At 62.5% G+C, this 24,104-nt stretch carries 21 protein-coding genes; 8 read left to right on the top strand and 13 right to left on the bottom strand.

Going from position 1 to position 24,104, the window contains the following annotated elements; translation table 11 throughout:
- Positions 1-51: 51 nt before the first annotated feature.
- From ACODRW_RS02720 to ACODRW_RS02685, 8 genes are all read right to left on the bottom strand, one after another.
- The gene (locus ACODRW_RS02720; protein WP_107798171.1) at positions 52-2,880 is read right to left on the bottom strand and encodes a 2-oxoglutarate dehydrogenase E1 component; all 2,829 of its coding nucleotides are present in this window, start codon (positions 2,878-2,880) and stop codon (positions 52-54) included.
- A gap of 198 nt (positions 2,881-3,078) precedes the next feature.
- A complete protein-coding gene (gene gltA / locus ACODRW_RS02715) occupies positions 3,079-4,371 on the bottom strand; it encodes a citrate synthase (protein WP_107798170.1) in 1,293 nt (430 codons plus the stop codon).
- A 53-nt stretch (positions 4,372-4,424) separates the two neighbouring features.
- A complete protein-coding gene (locus tag ACODRW_RS02710; protein WP_107798169.1) occupies positions 4,425-4,673 on the bottom strand; it encodes an FAD assembly factor SdhE in 249 nt (82 codons plus the stop codon).
- Positions 4,670-5,380 carry a succinate dehydrogenase iron-sulfur subunit gene (locus ACODRW_RS02705; RefSeq protein WP_107798168.1) on the bottom strand — a complete coding sequence of 237 codons (711 nt, stop codon included), beginning with the start codon at positions 5,378-5,380 and terminating at the stop codon, positions 4,670-4,672. The genes ACODRW_RS02710 and ACODRW_RS02705 overlap by 4 nt, the downstream gene beginning before the upstream one ends.
- A gap of 13 nt (positions 5,381-5,393) precedes the next feature.
- Positions 5,394-7,166: a succinate dehydrogenase flavoprotein subunit gene (gene sdhA, locus ACODRW_RS02700; RefSeq protein WP_107798167.1), complete on the bottom strand. Its 1,773-nt coding sequence runs from the start codon at positions 7,164-7,166 to the stop codon at positions 5,394-5,396.
- Entirely contained in the window at positions 7,166-7,510 is a 345-nt protein-coding gene (gene sdhD, locus ACODRW_RS02695) for a succinate dehydrogenase, hydrophobic membrane anchor protein (protein ID WP_043592734.1), read from the bottom strand. The genes sdhA and sdhD overlap by 1 nt, the downstream gene beginning before the upstream one ends.
- Entirely contained in the window at positions 7,504-7,878 is a 375-nt protein-coding gene (sdhC, locus tag ACODRW_RS02690) for a succinate dehydrogenase, cytochrome b556 subunit (protein WP_019103264.1), read from the bottom strand. Before sdhC ends, sdhD begins: the two co-directional genes overlap by 7 nt.
- A 235-nt stretch (positions 7,879-8,113) precedes the next feature.
- Positions 8,114-8,848: a GntR family transcriptional regulator gene (locus ACODRW_RS02685; RefSeq protein ID WP_048415654.1), complete on the bottom strand. Its 735-nt coding sequence runs from the start codon at positions 8,846-8,848 to the stop codon at positions 8,114-8,116.
- 210 nt (positions 8,849-9,058) lie between these two features.
- On the opposite strand from ACODRW_RS02685, the gene ACODRW_RS02680 reads away from it, so the two are divergent.
- From ACODRW_RS02680 to lysS, 3 genes are all read left to right on the top strand, one after another.
- A complete protein-coding gene (locus tag ACODRW_RS02680) occupies positions 9,059-10,039 on the top strand; it encodes a malate dehydrogenase (RefSeq protein WP_227106976.1) in 981 nt (326 codons plus the stop codon).
- Positions 10,040-10,155: 116 nt separating this feature from the next.
- Positions 10,156-11,260, top strand: a protein-coding gene (prfB, locus tag ACODRW_RS02675) for a peptide chain release factor 2 (RefSeq protein WP_146176780.1) whose coding sequence is annotated in 2 segments (ribosomal slippage) — positions 10,156-10,236 and positions 10,238-11,260 — 1,104 coding nt in all. Because the reading frame shifts where the segments join, the coding sequence is not laid out codon by codon here.
- A gap of 72 nt (positions 11,261-11,332) precedes the next feature.
- Positions 11,333-12,838: a lysine--tRNA ligase gene (gene lysS, locus ACODRW_RS02670; RefSeq protein ID WP_227106974.1), complete on the top strand. Its 1,506-nt coding sequence runs from the start codon at positions 11,333-11,335 to the stop codon at positions 12,836-12,838.
- 141 nt (positions 12,839-12,979) lie between these two features.
- On the opposite strand, the gene ACODRW_RS02665 is transcribed toward lysS, so the two are convergent.
- Positions 12,980-13,312, bottom strand: coding sequence for a monooxygenase (locus ACODRW_RS02665; RefSeq protein ID WP_486636548.1), 333 nt, complete (start codon positions 13,310-13,312; stop codon positions 12,980-12,982).
- Between the two features lie 211 nt (positions 13,313-13,523).
- On the opposite strand from ACODRW_RS02665, the gene ACODRW_RS02660 reads away from it, so the two are divergent.
- Positions 13,524-13,973 carry a hypothetical protein gene (locus tag ACODRW_RS02660; protein WP_107798162.1) on the top strand — a complete coding sequence of 150 codons (450 nt, stop codon included), beginning with the start codon at positions 13,524-13,526 and terminating at the stop codon, positions 13,971-13,973.
- A gap of 8 nt (positions 13,974-13,981) precedes the next feature.
- On the opposite strand, the gene ACODRW_RS02655 is transcribed toward ACODRW_RS02660, so the two are convergent.
- Complete coding sequence (locus ACODRW_RS02655) at positions 13,982-14,971, bottom strand: aldo/keto reductase (protein WP_488905129.1); 990 nt, start codon at positions 14,969-14,971, stop codon at positions 13,982-13,984.
- Between the two features lie 103 nt (positions 14,972-15,074).
- Here ACODRW_RS02655 and ACODRW_RS02650 point away from each other — a divergent pair, with 103 nt between their 5' ends.
- Complete coding sequence (locus ACODRW_RS02650; RefSeq protein ID WP_488905128.1) at positions 15,075-15,977, top strand: LysR family transcriptional regulator; 903 nt, start codon at positions 15,075-15,077, stop codon at positions 15,975-15,977.
- A 13-nt stretch (positions 15,978-15,990) separates the two neighbouring features.
- Here ACODRW_RS02650 and ACODRW_RS02645 read toward each other — a convergent pair whose 3' ends face one another.
- Positions 15,991-16,932, bottom strand: a complete 942-nt coding sequence (locus tag ACODRW_RS02645) for a GGDEF domain-containing protein (RefSeq protein ID WP_488905127.1) — start codon at positions 16,930-16,932, stop codon at positions 15,991-15,993.
- 32 nt (positions 16,933-16,964) lie between these two features.
- The gene (locus ACODRW_RS02640; RefSeq protein WP_107798158.1) at positions 16,965-19,775 is read right to left on the bottom strand and encodes a bifunctional diguanylate cyclase/phosphodiesterase; all 2,811 of its coding nucleotides are present in this window, start codon (positions 19,773-19,775) and stop codon (positions 16,965-16,967) included.
- Positions 19,776-20,029: 254 nt separating this feature from the next.
- On the opposite strand from ACODRW_RS02640, the gene ACODRW_RS02635 reads away from it, so the two are divergent.
- The 3 genes from ACODRW_RS02635 (at position 20,030) to ACODRW_RS02625 (ending at position 23,216) form a co-directional block, all read left to right on the top strand.
- Positions 20,030-21,349 carry a TRZ/ATZ family hydrolase gene (locus ACODRW_RS02635; protein WP_107798157.1) on the top strand — a complete coding sequence of 440 codons (1,320 nt, stop codon included), beginning with the start codon at positions 20,030-20,032 and terminating at the stop codon, positions 21,347-21,349.
- 2 nt (positions 21,350-21,351) lie between these two features.
- The gene (gene ubiG, locus ACODRW_RS02630) at positions 21,352-22,050 is read left to right on the top strand and encodes a bifunctional 2-polyprenyl-6-hydroxyphenol methylase/3-demethylubiquinol 3-O-methyltransferase UbiG (RefSeq protein WP_488905126.1); all 699 of its coding nucleotides are present in this window, start codon (positions 21,352-21,354) and stop codon (positions 22,048-22,050) included.
- A gap of 497 nt (positions 22,051-22,547) precedes the next feature.
- Positions 22,548-23,216: a GntR family transcriptional regulator gene (locus ACODRW_RS02625; protein ID WP_107798155.1), complete on the top strand. Its 669-nt coding sequence runs from the start codon at positions 22,548-22,550 to the stop codon at positions 23,214-23,216.
- Here the strand turns inward: ACODRW_RS02625 and ACODRW_RS02620 are convergent.
- The gene (locus ACODRW_RS02620) at positions 23,199-24,104 is read right to left on the bottom strand and encodes a LysR family transcriptional regulator (RefSeq protein WP_107798154.1); all 906 of its coding nucleotides are present in this window, start codon (positions 24,102-24,104) and stop codon (positions 23,199-23,201) included. The genes ACODRW_RS02625 and ACODRW_RS02620 overlap by 18 nt on opposite strands.

The raw sequence follows: 24,104 nt of genomic DNA, 5'->3' as shown, positions 1-24,104 counted from the left end.
TTCTTCTCCATGTAGAGGCAGCCCTCCGGCTGCCTCGAACTCATTCAGTGGTTATTTGGCGACCGACATGGCTTCTTCAACGAAAGCCTTGAGTTGGGCGACGTGTTTGCTCATATAGCCTACGGCCGGGGAAGCGGACGACGGACGGCCGGCGAAGGACAGCGACTGCTTGGCGCCCAGCAGGCCTTCCAGGCGGTGGCGGATCTGATACCAGGCGCCCTGGTTGCGCGGCTCTTCCTGCACCCACATCACTTCGCGCGCCTGCGGGAAGCGCGCCAGTTCGGCGGCCACCTGCTCGGTCGGGAACGGATACAGCTGCTCGATGCGGACGATGGCGATATCGTCGTCCAGGCCGCGCTCCTTGCGGGCGGCGGCGAGGTCGTAATACACCTGGCCGGCGCACAGCAGCACGCGCTTGACCTTCTTGGCGTCCTGCACCACCGCGTCGCCGATCACCGGGCGGAAACCGCCGCTGGTGAACGCTTCGATCGGGCTCATCGAATCCTTGAAGCGCAGCAGGCGCTTGGACAGGAAGATGACCAGCGGCTTGCGATACGGGCGCAGCACCTGGCGACGCAGCATGTGGAACATCTGCGAGGCTTCGGACGGCATCACCACCTGCATATTGTGCTCGGCGCACAGTTGCAGCCAACGCTCCAGGCGCGCGGACGAGTGTTCCGGGCCCTGGCCGTCGTAGCCGTGCGGCAGGATGGTGGTCAGGCCGCACAGACGGCCCCACTTGGTCTCGCCGGAGGAAATGAACTGGTCGATGGCCACCTGGGCGCCGTTGGCGAAGTCGCCGAACTGGGCTTCCCAGATCACCAGCTGATCCGGAGCGGAACAGGCATAGCCGTATTCATAGGCCAGCACCGCTTCTTCGTTCAGGATGGAGTCGATCACCAGGAAATCGGCCTGGTTGTCGGACATATTGCGCAGCGGCACATAGCTGCCCTGGTCCCAGCTCTCGCGGTTTTGGTCGTGCAAGACCGAATGACGATGGGAGAAGGTGCCGCGGCCGGAGTCTTCGCCGGACAGGCGCACGCCGAAGCCGTTGGTCACCAGGCTGGCGTAGGCCAGGGTCTCGGCCATGCCCCAGTCCGCGTTCTGCTCGCCGGCGGCCATCGCCTTGCGCGCGGCCAGCACCTTCTGCACCGTCGGATGCAGCTTGAAGCCGTCCGGCAGCGAGGTGAACTTCTCGGTCAGGCGCTGGATGTCGGCCTGCGGCAAGGAGGTGTCGGTCGGATGCGCCCAGTGGGTGCCCAAGTACTGGCTGAAGTCCAGCGCGTGTTCGCGCTTGTAATTGGTCAGCGCGGTCTGCTCTACGTGCTCGCCCTTATCCAGCGCGTCGCGGTAGGCCTGGATCTGAGCGTCGGCCTCTTCCGCCTTCAGCACGCCTTCCTGCACCAGACGTTCGGCGTACATCGCGCGCACGCCTTGGTGCTTGGCGATCTTCTTGTACATCATCGGCTGGGTCAGGAACGGGTCGTCGCCCTCGTTATGGCCCAGTTTGCGATAGCACACCAGATCGATGACCACGTCCTTCTTGAAGGTCATCCGGTAGTCCAGCGCGGCCTGCATCACATAGCAGACGGCTTCCGGATCATCGCCGTTGACGTGGAAGATCGGCGCTTCGATCATCTTGGCCACGTCGGTGCAATACATGGTGGAGCGGATGTCGCGGGTGTCCGAGGTGGTGAAGCCCACCTGGTTGTTGATCACGATGTGTATCGTGCCGCCGGTGCCGTAGCCGCGGGTCTGCGACAGGTTGAAGGTGCCCTGGTTGACGCCCAGGCCGCCAAAGGCGGAGTCGCCGTGGATCAATACCGGCACCGCGGTCTTGCGTTCCGCGTCCTTGCGGCGTTCCTGCCGCGCGCGCACCGAGCCCTCCACCACCGGGTTGACGATTTCCAGGTGCGAGGGGTTGAAGGCCAGCGACACATGCATCGGGCCGTCGGCGGTCGGGATGTCGGAGGAGAAGCCCATGTGGTACTTCACGTCGCCGGAGGCCATTTGCTGGGCGGCCTTGCCTTCGAATTCGGCGAACAGATCGCGCGGCAGCTTGCCCAGGGTGTTGACCAGCACGTTCAGACGGCCGCGGTGGGCCATGCCGATGATCAGTTCCTGCACGCCCTGGCCGGTGGCGTTCTGGATCAGGTGATCCAGCGCGGCGATGGCGGACTCGCCGCCTTCCAGCGAGAAGCGCTTCTGGCCGACATATTTGGTGTGCAGATAGCGTTCCAGCGTCTCGGACGCGGTGATCTGCTTCAGGATGCGCTGCTTCTTGGCCGCGTCGTAATGCGGCGTGGACAGATCGCCCTCGAAGCGCTTTTGCACCCAATGCTTTTCATCCGACTTGGTGATGTGCATGTACTCGACGCCGATATTGCCGCAGTAGGTCTGCTTCAGGCGCGCCAGGATGTCGGACAGCGGCATCTTCTGCGGCCCCACCAGCGAGCCGGCGTTGAATTGCACCGCCATGTCGGCGCCGGTCAAACCGTGGGTAGCCGGGTCCAGTTCGCGCACCAGTTCCTGGTCCATGCGCTTGAGCGGGTCCAGATTGGCCTGGCGGCTGCCCAGCACGCGGTAGGCGGAAATCAGTTTCAGCACCCCCACCTGCTTTTGCATGGTGTCCCATTCCGCCCCGCTGCTGGCGCGCTGGCCGGCGGCCGGCTTCTTGGCCAGCTGAATGAAGGATTCCTGGATCGGCATGTGCGGCACATCGCGTTCGGCAGCGCCCGGCGCTTGCGCCAGCTTGTCGAAATAGTCGCGCCACTCGTTCGGAACGGAGTTGGCGTCAGCGAGGTACTGTTCGTACAGCTCCTCGATGAACGGTGCATTCCCACCGAACAGGTAAGAATGGCTGTACATGGATTGCATCATGGGGCTACCCTTTGTCGTTTCTGTTCGGAATCCGGCCAGCTACGCCCTGGCGCGAACTCCCTGTTGCTGCATGGGGAAAACGCTATCGGAAAAACTTTTTGTTGTGCTTCCCATAACATTCTGACCCTGCCCCGGCCCGCCGTCGGGCCCGAAAAAAAGGCTGGCTGAAGCCCTGCTCCAGCCAACCCTTGTTCCTGCTTACTTGCGCTTCTCCACCGGAATGAAATCGCGGCGGGGGGCGCCGGTGTACAACTGACGCGGACGGCCGATCTTCATCGCCGGGTCGGAGATCATTTCGCTCCAGTGGGCGATCCAGCCCACGGTGCGGGCCAGCGCGAAGATCGGGGTGAACATCGACACCGGGATGCCGATGGCCGACAAGACGATGCCAGAGTAGAAGTCCACGTTCGGGTACAGCTTGCGCTCGATGAAGTAGGGATCGGACAGCGCGATCTTTTCCAGTTCCATCGCCAGCTTGAACTTGGGATCGTTGTGCAGGCCCAGTTCGTTCAACACTTCGTCGCAGGTCTGCTTCATGATGGAAGCGCGCGGGTCCATGTTCTTGTACACGCGGTGGCCAAAGCCCATCAGCTTGTAGCGCTTGTCCTTCACGCCTTGCATGAAGTCGGCCACGTTTTCCACGCTGCCGATTTCGTCCAGCATCTTCAGCACGGCTTCGTTGGCGCCGCCATGGGACGGGCCCCACAGGCAGGCGATGCCGGCGGCGATACACGCGAAGGGGTTGGCGCCGGAGGAGCCGGCCAGACGCACGGTGGAGGTGGAGGCGTTCTGCTCGTGATCGGCGTGCAGGGTGAAGATGCGGTCCAGCGCGCGCGCCAGCACCGGGTTCACCTTGTACTCTTCGCACGGGGTGGAGAACATCATGTGCAGGAAGTTTTCCGCGTAGGTCAGGCCGTTTTTCGGGTAGGAGAACGGCAGACCCTTGTTGTAGCGGTAAGCTTGCGCGGCGATGGTCGGCAGCTTGGCCACCAGGCGATGCGCGGAAATGCGGCGATGCTCAGGATTGGAGATGTCCAGCGAGTCATGGTAGAAGGCGGACAGCGCGCCCACCACGCCCACCATCACCGCCATCGGGTGCGCGTCGCGACGGAAGCCCTTGAACAGGCTCATCAGCTGATCGTGCAGCATATTGTGGCGCATGATGCCGCGCTCGAAGTCCTTGCGCTGCGCCGCGGTCGGTAGCTCGCCGTTCAGCAGCAGGTAGCAGACTTCCAGGTAATCGCTCTTCTCGGCGAGTTGCTCGATCGGGTAGCCGCGATAGTAGAGCTGGCCCAGATCGCCGTCGATGAAGGTGATGCCGGACTCGCAGCTGGCGGTGGCCAGGAAGCCCGGGTCGAACGTGAACATGCCGGTTTTGGAGAAGGTGCGGATGTCGACGACATCCGGCCCCAAAGTGCCGCTCTGGACCGGCAAATCCAGAGTTTCCTTACCCTCGTTGTATGTGAGCGTTACTTTGCGATCAGTTTCCACAGCAATACTCCCAGTCGGTTTATGGTCGTTGTAATTGGGGTGATGCACAGCCGTCAGAGCGAACGGAGAATCGCCACGATGCCCATCTCTTCCGGGTCGTCCAGATCGGCCTTGCCGCTGACGACGTCCAGAAAATCGGTATCGGGCAAATCCAGCAACCGCCGATAAGCCTCAATCTCGGCGGGGGCGAGCTGGTCGAAGGGGCCGGCGAAGAATTTCTCCAGCACCAGATCCAGCTCCAGCAGCCCCCGCCGGGACCGCCAACGGATCCGCTTGAGTTCAATCGGATCGTAGGCGGTCATACTGCACGCTTGACCATCAGGTCCTTGATCTTGCCAATCGCCTTGGTCGGATTCAGGCCCTTAGGACACACGTCCACGCAGTTCATGATGGTGTGGCAACGGAACAGGCGGTACGGGTCTTCCAGGTTGTCCAGGCGCTCCTTGGTCGCTTCGTCGCGGGTGTCCGCGATAAAGCGATAGGCGGCCAACAGGCCGGCCGGACCGACGAACTTGTCCGGGTTCCACCAGAAGGACGGGCAGGACGTCGAGCAGCAAGCGCACAGAATGCACTCGTACAGGCCGTCCAGTTCCTTGCGGTCTTCCGGTGACTGCTTGCGCTCGCGTTCCGGCGGCGGCGTGTCGTTGATCACATAAGGCTTGATCGAGTGGTACTGCTTGAAGAACTGGGTCATGTCCACGATCAGATCGCGGATCACCGGCAGACCCGGCAGCGGACGCAGCTCGATCGGCTGTTTCAGGTCGCGGAAGTCGGTCAGGCAGGCCAGGCCGTTCTTACCGTTGATGTTCATCGCGTCGGAACCGCACACGCCTTCGCGACAGGAGCGGCGGAAGCTCAGCGTGTCGTCCTTCACCTTCAGCTTGACCAGCGCGTCCAAGAGCTTGTGCTCGGTAGAGTCCATCTCCACGCTGATGTCCTGCATATACGGCTTGGCATCGGTTTCCGGATTGTAGCGGTAGATGCGGAATTTGACGGTTTCGGTAGTCATCTTGATGGAACCCTTAGTAGGAGCGGGTCTTCAGCGCGATCGTATCGACCGACAGCGGCTTCAGATTGACCGGCTTGTAATCCAGACGGTTGGCTTCGCGATACCACAAGGTATGCTTCAGCCAGTTCTTGTCGTCGCGGCCGTTCGGGGTTTCCTCGGTGTCCTTGGCGTCGTCGCGCACATGGGCGCCGCGGCTCTCGGTGCGGGCGTTGGCCGAGATCATGGTGGCCTTGGCCACTTCGATCAGGTTCTCCAGCTCCAGCGCCTCGATGCGGGCGGTGTTGAAGACATTGGACTTGTCGGAGATCTCGGTGCGCTGCACCATCTTCTCCACTTCCAGAATCTTCTCCACGCCTTCGGCCAGCATGTCCTTGAAGCGGAACACGCCGCAGTGCGCCTGCATGGTGCGCTGCATGGCTTCGCGCGCGTCGTTGACTTGCACGCCACCGGTCTGCTGATTCAGGCGCTCGACGCGGGCGACGGAGCGCTCGACATCGGCCAGCGCCAGTTCCGGCAGGTCTTCCGGATGCTGCTTGATGAACTCGATCATCGAGTTGGCCGAGCTCTTGCCGAACACCAGCAAGTCCAACAGCGAGTTGGTGCCCAGGCGGTTGGCGCCGTGCACCGACGCGCAGGCGCATTCGCCGGCCGCGTAGAAGCCCTGCACTTTTTCGCCCTGCACCACCACTTCGCCGTGGTAGTTGGTGGGAATGCCGCCCATCTGGTAATGGCAAGTCGGCACCACCGGAATCGGGGCCTTGATCGGGTCCACGCCGGCGAACTTGATCGAAATCTCGCGGATGCCCGGCAGCTTGGACATGATCACTTCCGGATCCAGGTGAGTGATGTCCAGCAGCACGTGATCCTTGTTCGGACCGCAGCCGCGGCCTTCGTTGATCTCGGTCACCATCGCGCGCGACACCACGTCGCGGGACGCCAGGTCCTTGGCGTTGGGCGCGTAGCGCTCCATGAAGCGTTCGCCCTGCGCATTGCGCAGAATGCCGCCTTCGCCGCGCACGCCTTCGGTGATCAACACGCCGGCGCCGGCCACGCCGGTCGGGTGGAACTGCCAGAACTCCATGTCTTCCAGCGGGATGCCCGCGCGGGAAGCCATGCCCAGGCCGTCGCCGGTATTGATGAAGGCGTTGGTGGACGAGGAGAAGATGCGGCCGGCGCCGCCGGTGGCGAACAAGGTGGCCTTGGCCTGGAACACGACGATTTCCGAGGTTTCCATTTCCATGGCGATCACGCCCTGGACATTGCCGTCGGCGTCGCGGATCAGGTCCAGCGCCATCCATTCAACGAAGAAATGGGTATTGGCGCGCACATTGCGCTGGTATAGCGCGTGCAGCATGGCGTGGCCGGTGCGGTCGGCTGCGGCGCAGGCGCGGCGCACCGGCTTTTCGCCGAAATTCGACATATGGCCGCCGAACGGGCGCTGGTAGATGGAACCGTCGGCGTTGCGGTCGAACGGCATGCCGAAGTGCTCCAGCTCCACCACCACCTTGGGCGCTTCGCGGCACATGAACTCGATGGCGTCCTGATCGCCCAGCCAGTCCGACCCCTTGACGGTGTCGTACATATGCCAGTGCCAATGATCTTCCTCGGAGTTGCCGAGAGAAGCGGACACGCCGCCCTGGGCGGCAACGGTGTGGGAGCGGGTCGGGAATACCTTGGACAGCACCGCTGTCTTCAGGCCGGCCTCGGACAATTGCAAGGCCGCGCGCATGCCTGCTCCGCCTGCCCCAACGATAACGGCGTCGAAATGACGAACAGGAATACCCATTACAGCCCCCAGACCACTTTAACGGAATAGATAAAACAGGAAACCAGCCAGACGATGGTGAACACGTGCAGCGCCAGGCGTACGCCCACCGGCTTCACATAGTCCATCCACAGATCGCGGATACCCACCCATACGTGGAGGAACAGAGCGATCAGGCTCACCTGAGTCAGCAACTGCACCCAGAACTGGCCGAAGAACGCCTTCCAGCCTTCGTAGCCGGACGGCATGGTCAACAGGAACAAAGCCAAAGCCACGGTGTAGATCAACATGATCACCGCGGTGACGCGCTGCATGATCCAATCGCGCAGGCCATAGCCGGCGCCGACGACATTGCGATTTACCATAGAGCAACTCCCAGAACCACGGTCAGCGCCAGGCTGACGGCCACGACGGTCTTGGCGGTGGCGCGGGCGGTCTGCAGTTCGAGACCTTTATGAATATCGAGGAAGAGGAAACGGATACCGGCACAGAAGTGGTGCATATACGCCCACAACAGGCCGAGCAACACCAGCTTCATCAGCGGGTTGCCCACCACGGCGCGGTAGGTTTCGAACGATTCGGCCGAACTCAGCGAACCGTGCAACAGGTAAATCAACAGTGGGAGAGAAAAGAACAGCGCAACACCGCTGATCCGGTGCAAGATCGAGACGATGCCGGGAATCGGCAATCTGATCTTGGCCAGATCCAGGTGCTTTGGTCGTTGCTTCTGCATATGGCTTCCTTGGATGTTTTTAGAACCAAGAGGTTACACAACAGACGGTCCGCTACGAGACCGCCCGCTTGAAGGGCTCCGTTGTTGTTATGGCTGGATGCCCGTCATTACCGCTCATGCCGCACCAGGAATATCGCGGTGCAATATGACCCGGGGATTCTAGCAAAACTGGCTGGCCGCGGCCCGTTTTTCGCCGCCGGCCCAGCCGTCCACGTCACGTCAAAAGCCCGCCGCGTCAAGCCCGGCGGGCGGTGTAAGCCCAGTTGTGCGTCAGACAGTAACGCTGCCGCCACTCCAGCGGCACGCCCTCCATCGAGCCGGAAATCCGGATCAGGCTCAAGGCCGGCGCCTCGGCCACCATGCCGGTGACGCCGAGCAGCGCGCTTTCCTCGCGCGGCAGCATCAACGCGCGAAACTGCTCGCACAATACTTTCAAACGGATGCCGAAACGCTGCTGCAGCGCCTGGTACACCCCGGACGAGCCGCGCAGCCATCGCGCGTCCAGCCCCTCGAACTCGTCGGCCGGCAAGAAGGCCTCGTCCACCGCGACCGGGATGCCGTGCCAACGCCACAGCTGCCGAACTCTCAATAAAGGCGCAGCGCGCCGCAATTGCAATGCCGCGGCCATGTCGTCGCTGGCGTTGCCCCGCGAAATGCCGAGGAACTCCCGCGCCAGATCGTCCGGCTGCTCGTTGAACAGGCCCGGCGTCAGCAGCAGGCCTTCGCCCCACTCGCTGGGCGCCGGCGCCACGAAAGTGCCCCTGCCCTGCGCGCGATACAGCAGGCCGTCGGCCACCAGTTCGCCCAAGGCCTTGCGCACCGTGCCCTGGCTTGCGCCCAGCTCGTCCGCCAAGTCCCATTCGCTGGGCAAGGCATCGTTCTCCTGCCATTCGCCATCGCCGATCCGGCGCAGCAACTGCTGCTTGATCTGGCTGTACAGCGGCTGTCTACGCAGCGGTCGATCTGTCATGTTCTCTGTTGTATCACCAAACAAATCAAGCGTAAATACAAGTCTTATATAAGATACAAGACTTTACTGGACCCATCAGCTTTTCTGATGAGGATTACACCCCCACTTTGGCTATACTCCGTGTTACACTCAGCCGCACAAAAGCATTCAATGCTGCAGAGCAACATCTGCATATCGTCATTATCGGATACATCAAAGGAGAGTCCGCCAATGAAAGCTCCCGTTCGCGTCGCCGTCACCGGCGCAGCCGGCCAAATCGGCTATAGTCTGCTGTTCCGCATTGCCAGCGGCGAAATGCTCGGCAAGGATCAACCGGTCATCCTGCAACTGCTGGACCTGCCGCAAGCCCAAACCGCCCTCAAGGGCGTGATGATGGAACTGGAAGACTGCGCCTTCCCGCTGTTGGCCGGCATGGTTGCCACCGACGACCCGAACGTGGCCTTCAAGGACGTCAAGGTCGCGCTGCTGGTGGGCGCCCGCCCGCGCAGCAAGGGCATGGAGCGCAAGGATCTGCTGGAAGCCAACGGCGCCATCTTCACCGTTCAAGGCAAGGCGCTGAACGACCACGCCGCCCGCGACGTGAAAGTGCTGGTAGTGGGCAACCCGGCCAACACCAACGCCTGGATCGCGATGAAGTCCGCTCCGGACCTGAATCCGAAAAACTTCACCGCCATGTTGCGTCTTGACCACAACCGCGCGCTGTCCCAGATCGCCGCCAAGACCGGCAAGCCGGTGGCCGCCATCGAGAAGCTGGCGGTATGGGGCAACCACTCGCCGACCATGTACGCCGACTACCGCTTCGCCAGCATCGCCGGCCAGCCGGTCAAGGCCATGATCAACGACGAAGCCTGGAACCGCGACGTATTCCTGCCCACCGTGGGCAAGCGCGGCGCCGCCATCATCGAAGCGCGCGGCCTGTCTTCCGCCGCCTCCGCCGCCAACGCCGCCATCGACCACGTCCACGACTGGGTACTGGGCAGCCAAGGCAAATGGGTGACCATGGGCATTCCGTCCGACGGCTCCTACGGCATCCCGGAAGGCGTGATGTACGGCTTCCCGGTTGTATGCGAAAATGGCGAATACAAGATTGTGCAAGGTCTGGAAATCGACGAGTTCAGCCGCGAGCGGATGAACTTCACCCTGGCCGAACTGGAAGAAGAGCGCGCCGCCATCGCTCACCTGTTTGGCTGATCCATCCCAAGTCTTTTCAGCAAAAGCGCACCTTACGGTGCGCTTTTTTGTCTTTGATCAAGACCCGATTTCCCGACTGCCTATATTTAACAGACTGCCATTTGGAGTTGAGCATGATTGAAGTCGAAGTACTGAACCAAATCGCGGCCAAGATAGACGACCTGGCCACCCGTGGCGCCGACATCCGGGGGTATCTTTGACTACGACGGTAAAAAAGACCGTCTGGAAGAAGTTTCCCGCCTGACCGAAGACCCGGACATCTGGAATGATCCCAAGCGCGCCCAGGAACTGGGCCGCGAGCGCAAACAGCTGGAAGACGTGGTGCTGGTGATCGACGAGATCAGCGCCATGGTCGGCGACAGCGCCGAATTGTTCGAGATGGGCCGCGCCGAAAACGACGACGACACCATCCTGGCCGTGCAGGCCGATCTGGACACCGCCGAAGCCAAGCTCGCGCAGCTGGAATTCCGCCGGATGTTCCACGATCCGATGGACCCGAACAACTGCTTCCTGGACATCCAGGCCGGCGCCGGCGGCACCGAGGCCCAGGACTGGGCCGGCATGCTGCTGCGCATGTATATCCGCTACGCCGAACGCAAGGGCTTCAGCGTGGAAGTGCTGGAAGAATCCGAAGGCGAAGTGGCCGGCATCACCAGCGCCACGCTGAAGATCAGCGGCGAATACGCCTACGGCCTGCTGCGCTCTGAAGTGGGCGTGCACCGCCTGGTGCGCGTGTCGCCGTTCGACTCCAACGCGCGCCGCCACACCTCCTTCTCCTCGGTCTTCGTCTATCCGGAAGTGGACGACAGCTTCGTGATCGACATCAATCCGGCCGATCTGCGCGTCGACACCTACCGCGCCTCCGGCGCCGGCGGTCAGCACATCAACAAGACCGACTCCGCCGTGCGCATCACCCACAATCCCACCGGGATCGTGGTGCAGTGCCAGAACGACCGCTCCCAGCACCGCAACCGCGACGAAGCGATGCAGATGCTGCGCGCCAAGCTGTACGAACTGGAACTGAAAAAGCGCAACGAGGCCAAGCAGGCTCTGGAAGACACCAAGACCGATGTGGGCTGGGGCCACCAGATCCGCTCCTATGTCTTCGACCAGTCCCGCATCAAGGATCTGCGCACCAGCTACGAAGTGGGCAATATCAAGGGCGTGATGGACGGCGACCTGGACGGCTTCATCGAGGCCAGCCTGAAACAGGGCGTCTGAACCTAAACCCGCTTAACCCGGCCGCCGCCCCTGCGGCGGCCAACAGCCATTGCATTGAATTACGGAGTGAACATGTCTGAACACGAGCAAGCATCGCCCAGCCAGGACGAAAACCAGATCATGGCGGAGCGCCGCCAAAAGCTGAAGAGCATCCGCGAACAGCGCATCGCCTTCCCCAACGACTTCAAGCGCAGCCACTTCGCGCAAGTCCTGCAGGACGCTCACGCCGGCAAGGAAAAGGAAGCGCTGGAAGCCGAAAAGATCGAGGTTGCCGTCGCCGGCCGCATGATGTTGAAACGTGTGATGGGCAAGGCCAGCTTCGCCACGCTGCAAGACGGCAGCGGCCGCATCCAGGCCTATATCTCCAATGACGGCGTGGGCGAAGAGCTGCACGCCGAGTTCAAGCACTGGGATCTGGGCGACATCGTCGCCGTCAAGGGCGTGCTGTTCAAGACCAAGACCGGCGAACTGACGGTGCAGGCCAGCGAAGTGCGCCTGCTGTCCAAGAACATCCGTCCGCTGCCGGAGAAATTCCACGGCATCACCGATCAGGAAACCAAGTACCGTCAGCGCTACGCAGACCTAATCATGAACGAGGACAGCCGCCAGACCTTCATCAAGCGCTCCAAGATCATCCAGAAGGTGCGCGACGTGATGGTGGGCGAAGGCTATCTGGAAGTGGAAACCCCGATGATGCACCCGATCCCGGGCGGCGCCGCGGCCAAGCCTTTCGTCACCCACCACAATGCGCTGGACATGCCCTTGTACCTGCGCATCGCGCCTGAGCTGTATCTGAAGCGCCTGGTGGTGGGCGGTCTGGAGCGCGTGTTCGAGATCAACCGCAACTTCCGCAACGAGGGGATGAGCACGCGCCACAACCCCGAGTTCACCATGATCGAGTTCTACGAGGCTTACAGCGACTACCAGCGCATGATGGAGATGACCGAAGCCATCATCCGCGAATGCGCGCTGGTATCCTGCGGCTCCACCACCGTCAGCTACCAGGGCAAGGAAGTGGATCTGGGCAAACCGTTCGACCGCTTCACCATCGTCGGCGCGATCAAGCACTACAACCCGCAATACACAGATGCCCAACTGGACGACGCAGCCTGGGTGGCCAGCGAGATCAAGCGCCTGGGCGGCAAGCTGCCGCCGGCGCCGGGCCTGGGCAGCCTGCAACTGGCGCTGTTTGAAGAGTGCGCCGAAAGCCTGCTGTGGAACCCGACCTTCATCATCGACTACCCGGTGGAAGTGTCCCCGCTGGCGCGCGGTTCCGACAGCAAGCCGGGCCTGACCGAACGCTTCGAGCTGTTCATCGTCGGCCGCGAACACGCCAACGGCTACTCCGAGTTGAACGATCCGGAAGACCAGGCTGCGCGCTTCCTGTCCCAGGTGGCGCAGAAGGACGCCGGCGACGACGAGGCGATGCACTACGACGCCGACTACATCCGCGCGATGGAATACGGCCTGCCGCCGACCGGCGGCTGCGGCATCGGCATCGACCGCCTGGTGATGCTGCTGACCGACGCGCCGTCCATCCGCGACGTCATTCTGTTCCCTCAGATGCGTCCGGAATAAGCGCTTCAAGCCTACGGCTCGACCCAGCCGCCCGCCTTCCGGCGAGCGGCTTTTTCTTTTCCCGCACCCCCTCCCCCCGCATCGCGCTTTTCACGCGCGGGCAAGGCCTTGGCGCGGAGTCCCGCTGACCAGAGCTGCCGGCTACTCGGCCCCAAGCGGCTCCGGCCCGCGCGCAAAGCCCGCATGATTGAGCTCGCTGAGCGCCAGGTTCACGTCGAAAATCCTGCCGCTGACCTCGGCCACCCCCAAGGCTTTCAGTCTTGCGCTGTGCATGCGCAGATAAGCTTGCGCCGTTTCTTCGCTGGCAAACAGATAAATGCCGCCGGCCTCTTGCCGGTCCGGGCTCTCCGTCCATATTTTCCAGATGAAGCCGGGCTCCTGATTGATGGACGCCGCCAGCTCTTGCAAGCGGCTTGCCATCTCGTCGCCGAAAGGACCGGAAAAATCAAAGTGGACTTGCAGAAGTTTTTGCATGAAAGCGTTTCCTATAGAAGGCAAGACTCGCGGCAACGCAGGGCGCCATGCCAGGCCGTCCATCGCGGCCGAGAAGTTTTGCTTTTGTTTGCTAAACCTCCTTTCCGCCAACAATAGACATCATTCCGTCCTTCAGCTTCGCGCATGCGCAATAGTGCCGGACGATATTGGCAGTACAACACTCGCTTGTACGACTAAAAGGACATTCGCCATGAAACGTCTATTCGCATTCGCCGCGCTGAGCGCCTCGGCATGGCTCTGCGCCATGCCGGCCCAGGCCGGCGTCTCCATCACCATCGGCCAGCCCGGTTTCTACGGACAACTCAGCCTGGGCGGTTTCCCGACGCCGCAGCTGATCTATCCGCAACCGGTGGTCATCCAGCCCGCCCCGGTGGCGGTGGCACCGATGTATCTGCGGGTGCCGCCCGGCCACATGAAGGATTGGCGTCGCTACTGCGGCCGCTACGGCGCCTGCGGCCGCCCGGTCTACTTCGTTCGCGACGAGTGGTACCGCCAAGTCTATGTGCCGCGTTATCAGCAGGTTCAACGCGGCCATGAGTACAGGCGCGAACACGAACGCCACGGCTGGCATGGCGACGACGATCACGACCATGGCCGCGGCCATGAGCGCGACCGCCGCGACTGGCGGCGAGACCGCTAGAACCGCGCTCAGCGCTGCACCGTCGCCATCACCTCGGACGCGTAGCGCAGGCCGCTGACGGCCTCCGGCGGAAAGAGCGCGTCGATTTCCGCCCGCTCCGCCGGACTCAGTTCCAGCGTCAGCGCGCCCAGATTGTCGTCCAGATTGCGGATGCGGCGCGCGCCGGGAATGGCGACGATGTGATCGCCGTGCGCCAGCACCCAGGCCAGCGCCAATTGCGCCGGCGTGCAGCCCTTGGCTTCGGCCAAGGCCTTCACCCGGTCCACCAGCGCCAGATTGCGGCGGAAATTCTCGCCGAGAAAGCGCGGATTGCCGCGCCGGTAGTCGTCGGCGTCGAAGTCGTCCGGGCTTCGGATCGCCCCGGTCAAAAAACCGCGCCCCAGCGGGCTGTAGGCGACGAAACCGACGCCCAGCTCCCGGCACAAGGCCAGCGTTTGCTGCTCCGGGTCCCGCGTCCACAACGAGTATTCGCTTTGCAGCGCGTGGATGGGATGGACGGCGTGCGCGCGGCGCAAGGTGTCGGGCGCGGCCTCGGACAGGCCCAGGTAACGGACCTTGCCGGCGCGCACCAGCTCCGCCATCGCGCCCACCGTTTCTTCGATAGGCACTTGCGGGTCCACACGGTGCAGATAGTAAAGATCGATGACGTCGACACCCAGCCGCTTGAGGCTGCCTTCGCAACTGCTGCGCACGTATTCCGGCCGTCCGTTGACGCCGCGCGCGGCCGGATTGGCCGGGTCCATCACGATGCCGAACTTGGTGGCCAGCACCACCTCGCTACGGCGCGACTTCAGCAGCTGCGCCAGCAATTCCTCGTTGCGGTAAGGTCCGTACATATCCGCGGTGTCCAGCAGATTGACGCCGCGATCCAGCGCGTGATTCAGCGTGCGCAGCGATTCCGCGTCGTCATGCGCGCCGTAGAAAGCGCTCATGCCCATGCAGCCCAAGCCCAAAGCGGAAACGGAGGGGCCGTTACGGCCCAAGATACGTTGTTTCATGCCAGCCATCCTTCGTGGTCGGTTAAGATGCCTGAAGCATATGCGCTTGCCTTCATCGGAAAAACCGGCTTAATCTGCATGCATTACGTAGAAAATCTTCACAATGTCGCAAAACTCCCTGCACGCCTTGCAAGCCTTCCGCCTCATCGCCCAGCACGGCAGCTTCACCCGCGCCGCCGCCCAGCAAGAGGTCACGCCCTCGGCGCTGAGCCAGACGCTGCGTCAATTGGAGGCGCAACTGGGCGTGCGCCTGCTGAACCGCACCACCCGCAAGGTTGGGCTGACCGAAGCCGGCCAGGCGCTGCTGGCGCGGATAAGGCCGCTGCTGGAACAGTTGGACGGCGCGCTGGAAGACACTCGCCAATGGCAAGGTCAGCTCAGCGGCACCCTAAAGCTGACCTTGCCGCATACCGCCGCCGCCCTGCTGCTGTATCCCTTGCTGGCCGGCTTCATGCGCGCGCATCCGCAGCTAAAGCTGGAACTGGACGTGAACAATCAATTGGTGGATATCGTGGAGCGCGGTCTGGACGCCGGCCTGCGCTTCGGCGAGAGCCTGCAACAGGATATGCAGGCGGTGGCGGTCAGCGCCCCGCTCCGCTTTTGCGTGGCGGCCAGCCCGGCTTATTTGCAAACGCGCGGCGTACCCGCGCATCCGGCCATGTTGCGACAACATGATTGCCTGCGCTATCGCTTCGCCAGCAGCGGCCAAGTCTACCGCTGGCAATTCGTCGACGCCGGCCGGCCGTTCGAAGTCGCGGTGCAAGGGCCGCTAACCGCCAACGACACCGCGGCGGCGCTGCACGTCGCGCTGGGCGGACTCGGCCTCGTCTATCTGCCGCAGGCGATGGCCGAACCCCATCTGACGGACGGCGGCCTGATCGCCGTATTGGAAGAATGGATGCCGCCGGCGGAGGCCTTCTACCTGTATTACCCGCACCACCTGCATCAGCCGGCGAAACTGCGGGCGTTCATCGACTACCTGAGACAGGCGATGACCGCCCGTTGACGGCCCGCCGGCCTCACCCCGCCCGGCAGCAATTGCGCCCCGCCGCCTTGGCCTGGTACAAGGCGGCGTCCGCGCGCTGCAGCAAGACCTCCACTTCCAGGCCCGGCTGCGCGCAGACATGGCCTATGCTCAGGGTCAAGGGCACCGGATGCTGCTGCCATTGCAGACTGGCGGCGGCGAGCCGCTGCCGGGCCTGTTCCGCCAAGGCGGCGGCCTTGGCCTGATCGGCGTCCGGAGCCAGCAGCAGAAACTCTTCCCCGCCCCAGCGCGAACAGAGCAAGTCCGGAAACGTCTCGCTCAGCAAGCGCGCCGCTTCCACCAGCACATAGTCGCCGCCGTCATGGCCGAAATGGTCGTTCACCAGCTTGAAATGGTCGATATCGCACAACAAGACCGCGAACGGCCGGCGCGTCTGCAGCCATTGCAGCCAGGCGGCCTCCATCTGACGCACCGCCTCGCGGCGGTTGATCAAACCGGTGAGAAAATCCGTGCGCGACAACCTGACGTTTTCGTCCATCGCGCACTTGAGGTCGTCCACGTCGCGGAAGGTGACGATGTGCCAGTTGGGCAGCAGATCGGCATGCAGTTGCGCGGTGACGATGAACCAGCGCAGGCGGCCGTCCGCGCAGCACACCCTCACCGTCATCTCCGCCAGGTTGCGGCCCAGCGCCAGGCTGTCCTTCACCGCCTGCAGCCAACTTTGCTCCACCTCCAAACGGTAGGCCGGATCAGGATAAGCCAGACGGAACCAGGCCTCCATGTCCGGCATCTGCTCCAGCGTGTAGCCTATCTGCTGCAGGAAAGCGCGGTTCAGATAGCGATGCACGCGCCGGCCGGGCTGATCCAGCTTGGCGTCGGACTCTGAAATCAGGATGGGAATGGGCACGAAGTCCAGGCTGCGCGACAGCACTTCCTTGCCGACATCCACCGCCTCGTCGCCAATCTTGAAAGTCATCCGCGCGCTCCCGTCCCTGCCCTTGGGTCAGCTCACTCCTGCGGCAACAGGCAGTCCTGGGCCAGCAGTTTGACGAACTCGTCCGCCGGCAGCGGCCGGGCGATCAAGTAGCCTTGCACGTATTCGCAGCCTTCGCGTTGCAGGAAGTGCCATTGCTCTATCGTTTCCACCCCTTCCGCCACCACCTTCATATTCAGGTTCTTGGCCATATTGATGATGGCGCGGGCAATGGCGGTGTCGTCGGCGTCGTGCGGGATGTCGCGCACGAAGGAACGGTCGATCTTCAGCTTGTCCGCCTTGAAGCGCTTCAGATAGGACAGGCTGGAATAGCCGGTGCCGAAATCGTCGATGGACAGCTTCAGCCCCATATTCTTCATATTGTCGATGGCCTGTATGGTGGCCATCGCATCTTCCATCACCACGCTCTCGGTCACCTCGATGTCCAGCGCGTGACCGGGCAGGCCGTTGGTGGCCAGCGCCGAGGTGATCTGATCCGCCAGATCGGACTGGCGGAACTGCAAGGCGGACAGATTGATGGCCAGGGTCAGTTCCGGCAGGCCCTGGCTGCGCCAGGCGGCCAGCTGACGCGTGGCCTCGCCTATCACCCAGTTGCCGATCTGCACGATGAAGCCACGCTCCTCCGCCACCTCGATGAAACGCACCGGCCCCAGCACGCCCAGCGACGGATGGTTCCAGCGAATCAGCGCCTCGGCGCCTATGATGCGGCCGCTGGCCATTTCCACTTGCGGCTGATAATGCAGCACGAACTCCTCGCGCTCCAGCGCGAAGCGCAGCTGGCTTTCAATCGCCAGGATTTCGCGGGCGCGGGCGTTGAGGTCGGCGGTGTAGAACTTATAGCTGTTGCGGCCCGAGGATTTGGCGTGGTACATCGCCGCGTCGGCGTTGCGCACCAGAGTCTCGTAGTCGCGGCCGTCGTCCGGGTAGACGCTGATGCCGATGGACGGCGTGATGGTGATCACATGATTGTGCAACTCTATCGACGCAGTGAAGGCGTCGCGGATGCGCTCCGCCGCCATCGCCGCCTCGCCCGGATCGGAAATCACCGGCAACAGCACGATGAATTCGTCGCCGCCCTGGCGCGCCAGCATCTCTCCCGGTCCCAGCACGCCCTTGATCCGATCCGCCGCCACCTGCAGCAGGGTGTCGCCGGCGGTGTGGCCCAGCGATTCGTTGACGGTCTTGAAGCGGTCCAGGTCCAGCAGCAACAAGGCCAGCCGCTCGTTGTCGCGGCCGGCGTTGTGGATAGCCAGCTCCACCCGGTCCTGCATGTGCACGCGGTTGGGCAAGCTGGTCAGCACGTCGAAATGGGCGAGGAACTGGATGCGCTCATCGGCCGCCTTGCGTTCGGTCAGATCGCTGAAGATGGCCACGTAATGGGTGATTTCGCCCAGGCTGTTGCGCACCGCGTTGATCGCCAGCCATTCCGGGAACACCTCGCCGTTCTTGCGGCGGTTCCACAACTCGCCTTGCCAGGAGCCGTGGTCGGCGATGGACTGCCACATCTGTTCGTAGAAGGGCTGGTCGTGGCGGCCGGAGGACAGCACGCTGGTCTTCTGGCCCAGCACCTCGTGCTGGGTGTAGCCGGTGATCTCGGTGAAAGCGCGGTTGACGCTGCGGATGCGTTTGTCCGCATCGGTGATCATGATGCCTTCCACCGTGTTCTCGAACACCTTGGCGGCCAGTTGCACCCTTTCCTCCGCCGCGCGTTTCTCGGAGATGTCGCGCACCATGCGCCATACCGCGTTGATGCGGCCGAAGGCGTCGCGCATCGCCACGGTCTTGACGCTGACCGGCACCGGGTTGCCGAAACGGTTGATATAGGTGGCCTCGAACTCGTCGCAGTAGCCGAAGCGCAATACCTTGTTATCCAGATTGAAGCGCTCTAGCGCCTCGCTCTCCGGCCCCACCAGCGTCCAGAAATTCTGCAGCTTGAGCTGATCCAGGCTGTAGCACATCAGGTTGAGGAAGGCGGGGTTGGCGTCTATCACCTGGCCGTCCAGCGAGCTGATCACAATGCCGTCGAGGTTGGACCAGAACAGCTCGCGGTATTTGTTCTCGGAGCGGCGCAGCGCGTCCTCCACCTCGCGGCGGCGGGAAATGTCCGCCTCCAGCGCCAGCGTCTTGGCGCGCAGCTCGTCCAGCAAGCGCTTGAGTTCCGCGCGGGTCCATTCCAAGTGTTTGCCCAGATGGCCGATCTCGTCGCGGCGCTGCCATTCGAACGGCCGGTCCAGCTTGAGTTCGGCCAGCAAGCGCGCCTGTTCGGTCAGGGCCTTCATCGGGCTGAGGAAGCGCGAGTGCAGAATGCTCATGATCAGCAGAATGGACAACACCAGCTGCGCCGCCAGAATCATCAGAATATTCTTGATCTGGTTGTTGAGCGCGATGGCGAGGTGTTCATTGTCGAATTCCAGCGTCACCTGGCCGATTTCCTCGCCGCGGTAGATCACCGGTTTTTCCACAAAGGAGACGCTGCCGATGCGGCGCTCCGCGCGCACCGAAGACAGAAAGATCTGATTGGACTGGGTGTCGGTGACGCGGATGGAAACCACCCTCGCGTCTTCCATCACCGAAGCGATCAACGGGTTGCCGGCCTGGCGGCTCAGATTCCACAAGGGCTCCTGCATGCCCAGAGCGACGATGTCCAGCAGGCGTTTTTGATCGGTTTCCAACTGGGCGGTCAACGCGTCCCGTTGAATATTGAAACTCAGATAACTGATGATGGACGCGGGAATCAGCAAGCCCAGCACCACGGCGATGAGAAAGACAGCCCTGAGGGAAAGGCCGGTACTGGCTGTGGATTTATCGTCAGCGTGGTGTGCCATGTTTGCGTTTATTATCGCTCGCCATTAGCCGCAGGCAATTGAGCCCATGCGTCAGTTGTTCATATTTTCAAAAGTATACACCGGATAATCGCGGCAAAATGCTGGAATATTCACTAGTCATCGCCTTGTCAAGCCCGGATCCGGCAAGCCTTGCGCCGGCCTGCTTCGCCGCCGCTTCCCACGCTCCGTCATTGCCTTGCATTTAGCCTCGGCCTACAATCCACGTCACTTCAAAATCGCGCCAGGATTGCCCCATGTCCCAGTCCCGTTATGACAAAATTATCACCGCCCGCTGGATCATTACCGTCGAGGAAGACGGCGAAATCCTGGAAAACCACGCCATTGCTCTGAAGGATGGCAGGATTGCCGCGATTATTCCAGCCGACCAAGCCGGCGCGCTGGAAGCGGATCAACGCGTGGAATTGCCCAACCACGTGCTGATGCCGGGCCTGATCAATCTGCACGGCCACTCCGCGATGACGCTCTTGCGCGGCCTCGCCGACGACAAGGCGCTGATGGACTGGCTAACCAATCATATCTGGCCGGCCGAAGGCAAACACGTGCGCGACGATTTCGTGTTCGACGGCGCGCTGCTGGCGATGGGGGAGATGATCCGCGGCGGCACCACCACCATCAACGACATGTATTTCTATCACGGCGCGATGGCCCGCGCCGGCCTGGCCTCCGGCATGCGCACTTTTGTCGGCTGTTCCATCCTGGAGTTCCCCACCAATTACGCCAGCAACGCCGACGACTACATCAGCAAGTCCCTGGCCGAGCGCCGCCAGTTCCTGGGCGAAGAACTGATCACCTTCACCCTGGCGCCGCACGCGCCCTACACGGTGTCGGACGACACCTTCGCCAAGGTTGTGACGCTGGCGGAACAGGAAGACATGCTGATCCACTGCCATATCCACGAAACCGCGGACGAGGTCAGCAACAGCGTCAAGGAGCGGCACCAGCGCCCGCTGGCCCGCCTGCAACAGCTGGGCCTGCTGTCGCCGCGCCTGATCGCCGCCCACATGGTGCATCTGAACGACGAGGAAATCGAACTGGCGGCCAAGCACGGCGTGTCGGTGGCGCACAATCCCTCGTCCAATATGAAGCTGGCTTCCGGCATCGCCCCCATTCCCAAGATGCTGCAGGCCGGCATCGCGGTGGGCATAGGCACCGACGGCGCCGCCTCCAACAACAAACTGGACATGCTGGCGGAAACCCGGCTGGCGGCGCTGCTGGCCAAAGTGGGCACGCTGGACCCCACCTCGGTGCCCGCCGCCGCCGCCATCCGCATGGCTACGCTCAACGGCGCGCGCGCGCTGGGCATCGCCGACAAAGTCGGCTCGATCAAGACCGGCAAGCAGGCCGACCTGATCGCCATCGATCTGTCCGCCATCGAAACCGCGCCGGCCTTCGACCCGATCTCCCACGTGGTCTACGCGGCCGGCCGCGAACAAGTCAGCCATGTCTGGGTCAAAGGTCAGGCCCTATTGGAACAACGCCAACTCAAAACTCTGGACGAAGCCGCGCTCAAGGCTCGCGCGGAAGATTGGCGTCATCGCATTCTGGCGAAATAATCATGATTAATGTAGACGAAACCGAAATCGACAAATTCAGCCAGCTGGCGCACAAGTGGTGGGACATGAGCGGCGAGTTCAAGCCACTGCATGAAATCAATCCGCTGCGCCTGGACTTCATCGACGCGCGCGCGACCATCGCCGGCAAGCAAGTGCTGGACGTGGGCTGCGGCGGCGGCATCCTGGCGGAAAGCATGGCCGCGCGCGGCGCCGGCGTCACCGGCATCGACCTGGCCAAGAAATCGCTGAAAGTGGCTCAGCTGCACAGCCTGGAGTCCGGCGTGGCGGTGGATTACCGCTGCGTGGCGGTGGAAGAACTGGCGGAGGAAGCGCCGGCCAGCTTCGACGTGGTCACCTGCATGGAAATGCTGGAACACGTGCCGGACCCGCAAAGCGTGGTGCGCAGCTGCGCCAGCCTGGTCAAACCCGGCGGCTGGGTGTTTTTCTCCACGCTCAACCGCAACGCCAAATCCTATCTGCTGGCGGTGATCGGCGCCGAATACGTGCTGAACATGCTGCCACGCGGCACCCATGAATACGCGCGCTTCCTCAAGCCTTCGGAATTGTCGCGCATGGCCCGCAACGCCGGTCTGGAGCTGGATGTCGTCCGCGGCATGAGTTACAACCCGCTGACGCGCATCTACGCGCTGGGCGACGACACCGCCGTCAATTATCTGATGGCCTGCCGTCGTCCCGAATAAGCGGCAAGAAAAAAGGCCTTCGCCATGGGCGAAGGCCTGAATCACACTCCCGGTTCCACACCGGACACAACCCGCTAAAGTTCGCAAACGCCGCGCCGGCTTCGACGCCCCCGCGGGACGGCCCGCTTGCGGCGGCGTTCGGCTTGCGCCGCTCGTCGCCTGCGAGGCTGCTGTTCCCGCTCGGGCCGGCCGCCGGCCGGGTCCGCAAGACGGCGGAAATGCCTCTCCGTCGCCTCTCGCCTATTTTGATAGCCCCTCTCGTGTCAGCCATTTCAAACAAGCGTTTTAATCGTATGATTGATATGATGAATGCGCAAGTAAAACCTTCGCAACGCTTGTCTAGTGCGGCAAGTTGACAACAGTCGACGCCAAAACCGCTGATAATGTTTTGATAACAACAACCTGTCGGACAAACTACTGCCAGACAAACGTTGCAGTTTGATTGCCGGCGCATATCAAACATAGGAAAATAATAATATTCTATTCCGGAGAGCAAGATGACGTTCAAAGCGAACGACTCACTGACCGAACAAATTGCCCAATACCTGGGCAAACAAATCATACAAGGCACGATGCAAGCCGGAGAGCGCATCCAGGAATTGCGCATTGCGTCGGAACTGGAAGTCAGCCGCGGGTCCGTACGCGAAGCTTTATTGATTTTGCAACGCCGCCATCTGGTGGAGATTTTCCCGCGTCGCGGCGCGGTGGTGTCCAGCATCACCGGTCAGGATGTGCGCCATTTCTTCGAACTGTGGTTCCTGCTGCTGGATCAAGCGGTCTGTAACCTCGCCACCTCCTGGCAAAACGACGACCTGGCCCACTTCTTCGAAGTCACCACCCAGTTAGCCGAATGCAACCGCAAAGACGATTTGCACGGCTTTTACGACCACGGCGTCGATTTTCTCGACACCCTGTACCGCTACGCCGGCAACCGCTACCTGGAACACACGCTGAAGGACTTGCTGCCGCTGACTCAGCGCTGCCTGTTCGCCATTCTGCGCGCCGGCAAGAGCCAGATGGACCAGACCCAACTCTTCCTGGAAAACCTGCTCAAGACCATCATCGCCCGCGACACCGCCAGATTGCGCCAGATGGTGGCCGAGTTCGGTCAGCAATACAGCCAACTGGCGCAAAGCGCCGCCGAATCGCTAGCCGGACGCCATTGAGGCCCACCGCCCGGCCAAAGCCCGGGCGGCGTCCAGCACCAGCTCCTTCCCCGCATCCCTGCGCTTGCCGGCGCGCCAGGCCATGGTGACCTCCCACTGCCAGGCCGGCAGGTCGGCAATGCTCAGCCGTCGCAAAACCCCGTCGGCCAGATCGGACTGAATCGACAGCTCCGGCATGAAACACAGAAAACCGTGACGCAAGGCCAACTCCCTGGCCGCCGACGCCGGCTGGATCGCATGGATGGGCTGGGCCACGGTGCGCGCCAGCCGCAGCCGGCGTATCAACTCGTCGCACTCCACGCCCCAGTACTGGGGCGCGATCCGGTAGGACGCCACCTCCTCCAGACTCAGCGGCTGCTCCCGCTCCGCCAAGGGATGCCCAGCCGCCGCCACCGCCACGATGGGAGAGCGCCACAGCGTTTCCATCTGAATGCCCGCCATCGCCGGACACCGCAGCACAAAGCCGACCTGCACCAGACCGGACAACAGGTTCTGCATGATTAGCGGCGAGTGATCGGTGTCGCAGCGGATTTCCAGCGGCGCCTCGGCCAGGTCCAGCAATAAAGGACCGAAAACCGCCGAAGTCAGCGACGGCAGACAAGACAGCCGCAGGCAGGGCAAGGCCGGCGTGCCCTGCAGGATCTCCCTCCCCTGCTCCAAGGCCGACACCGCCTGCTGCGCCGATGGCAAAAAGGCCAGGCAGGCCGCTGTGGGCTCCGCGCCACGACGGTGGCGATGAAACAGGCAAGTCCCCAGCTCCTGCTCCAGCAATTGCACTCGCTGACTGACCTGGGGCTGCGACCAGCCGCGCTTGGCGGCGGCCTGGCTGAAACTGCCCAGCTCGGCGATATCCAGCAATAGGCGCAAATCGGAGAGCGCGATAGACAT

The sequence above is a fragment of the Chromobacterium sp. FG89 genome, assembly GCF_057808735.1.
Note: the sequence above shows the minus strand (reverse complement) of the source record. Positions and strands in the feature narration are given on the sequence as shown.

Excerpts from the sequence above, each read along its gene's own strand:
- ACODRW_RS02720 (WP_107798171.1), bottom strand. The coding sequence starts at position 2,880 with ATGATGCAATCCATGTACAGCCATTCTTACCTGTTCGGTGGGAATGCA.
- ACODRW_RS02710 (WP_107798169.1), bottom strand. The coding sequence starts at position 4,673 with ATGACCGCCTACGATCCGATTGAACTCAAGCGGATCCGTTGGCGGTCC.
- ACODRW_RS02705 (WP_107798168.1), bottom strand. The coding sequence starts at position 5,380 with ATGACTACCGAAACCGTCAAATTCCGCATCTACCGCTACAATCCGGAA.
- sdhA (WP_107798167.1), bottom strand. The coding sequence starts at position 7,166 with ATGGGTATTCCTGTTCGTCATTTCGACGCCGTTATCGTTGGGGCAGGC.
- sdhD (WP_043592734.1), bottom strand. The coding sequence starts at position 7,510 with ATGGTAAATCGCAATGTCGTCGGCGCCGGCTATGGCCTGCGCGATTGG.
- sdhC (WP_019103264.1), bottom strand. The coding sequence starts at position 7,878 with ATGCAGAAGCAACGACCAAAGCACCTGGATCTGGCCAAGATCAGATTG.
- ACODRW_RS02685 (WP_048415654.1), bottom strand. The coding sequence starts at position 8,848 with ATGACAGATCGACCGCTGCGTAGACAGCCGCTGTACAGCCAGATCAAG.
- ACODRW_RS02680 (WP_227106976.1), top strand. The coding sequence starts at position 9,059 with ATGAAAGCTCCCGTTCGCGTCGCCGTCACCGGCGCAGCCGGCCAAATC.
- lysS (WP_227106974.1), top strand. The coding sequence starts at position 11,333 with ATGTCTGAACACGAGCAAGCATCGCCCAGCCAGGACGAAAACCAGATC.
- ACODRW_RS02665 (WP_486636548.1), bottom strand. The coding sequence starts at position 13,312 with ATGCAAAAACTTCTGCAAGTCCACTTTGATTTTTCCGGTCCTTTCGGC.
- ACODRW_RS02660 (WP_107798162.1), top strand. The coding sequence starts at position 13,524 with ATGAAACGTCTATTCGCATTCGCCGCGCTGAGCGCCTCGGCATGGCTC.
- ACODRW_RS02655 (WP_488905129.1), bottom strand. The coding sequence starts at position 14,971 with ATGAAACAACGTATCTTGGGCCGTAACGGCCCCTCCGTTTCCGCTTTG.
- ACODRW_RS02650 (WP_488905128.1), top strand. The coding sequence starts at position 15,075 with ATGTCGCAAAACTCCCTGCACGCCTTGCAAGCCTTCCGCCTCATCGCC.
- ACODRW_RS02645 (WP_488905127.1), bottom strand. The coding sequence starts at position 16,932 with ATGACTTTCAAGATTGGCGACGAGGCGGTGGATGTCGGCAAGGAAGTG.
- ACODRW_RS02640 (WP_107798158.1), bottom strand. The coding sequence starts at position 19,775 with ATGGCACACCACGCTGACGATAAATCCACAGCCAGTACCGGCCTTTCC.
- ACODRW_RS02635 (WP_107798157.1), top strand. The coding sequence starts at position 20,030 with ATGTCCCAGTCCCGTTATGACAAAATTATCACCGCCCGCTGGATCATT.
- ubiG (WP_488905126.1), top strand. The coding sequence starts at position 21,352 with ATGATTAATGTAGACGAAACCGAAATCGACAAATTCAGCCAGCTGGCG.
- ACODRW_RS02625 (WP_107798155.1), top strand. The coding sequence starts at position 22,548 with ATGACGTTCAAAGCGAACGACTCACTGACCGAACAAATTGCCCAATAC.
- ACODRW_RS02620 (WP_107798154.1), bottom strand. The coding sequence starts at position 24,104 with ATGTCTATCGCGCTCTCCGATTTGCGCCTATTGCTGGATATCGCCGAG.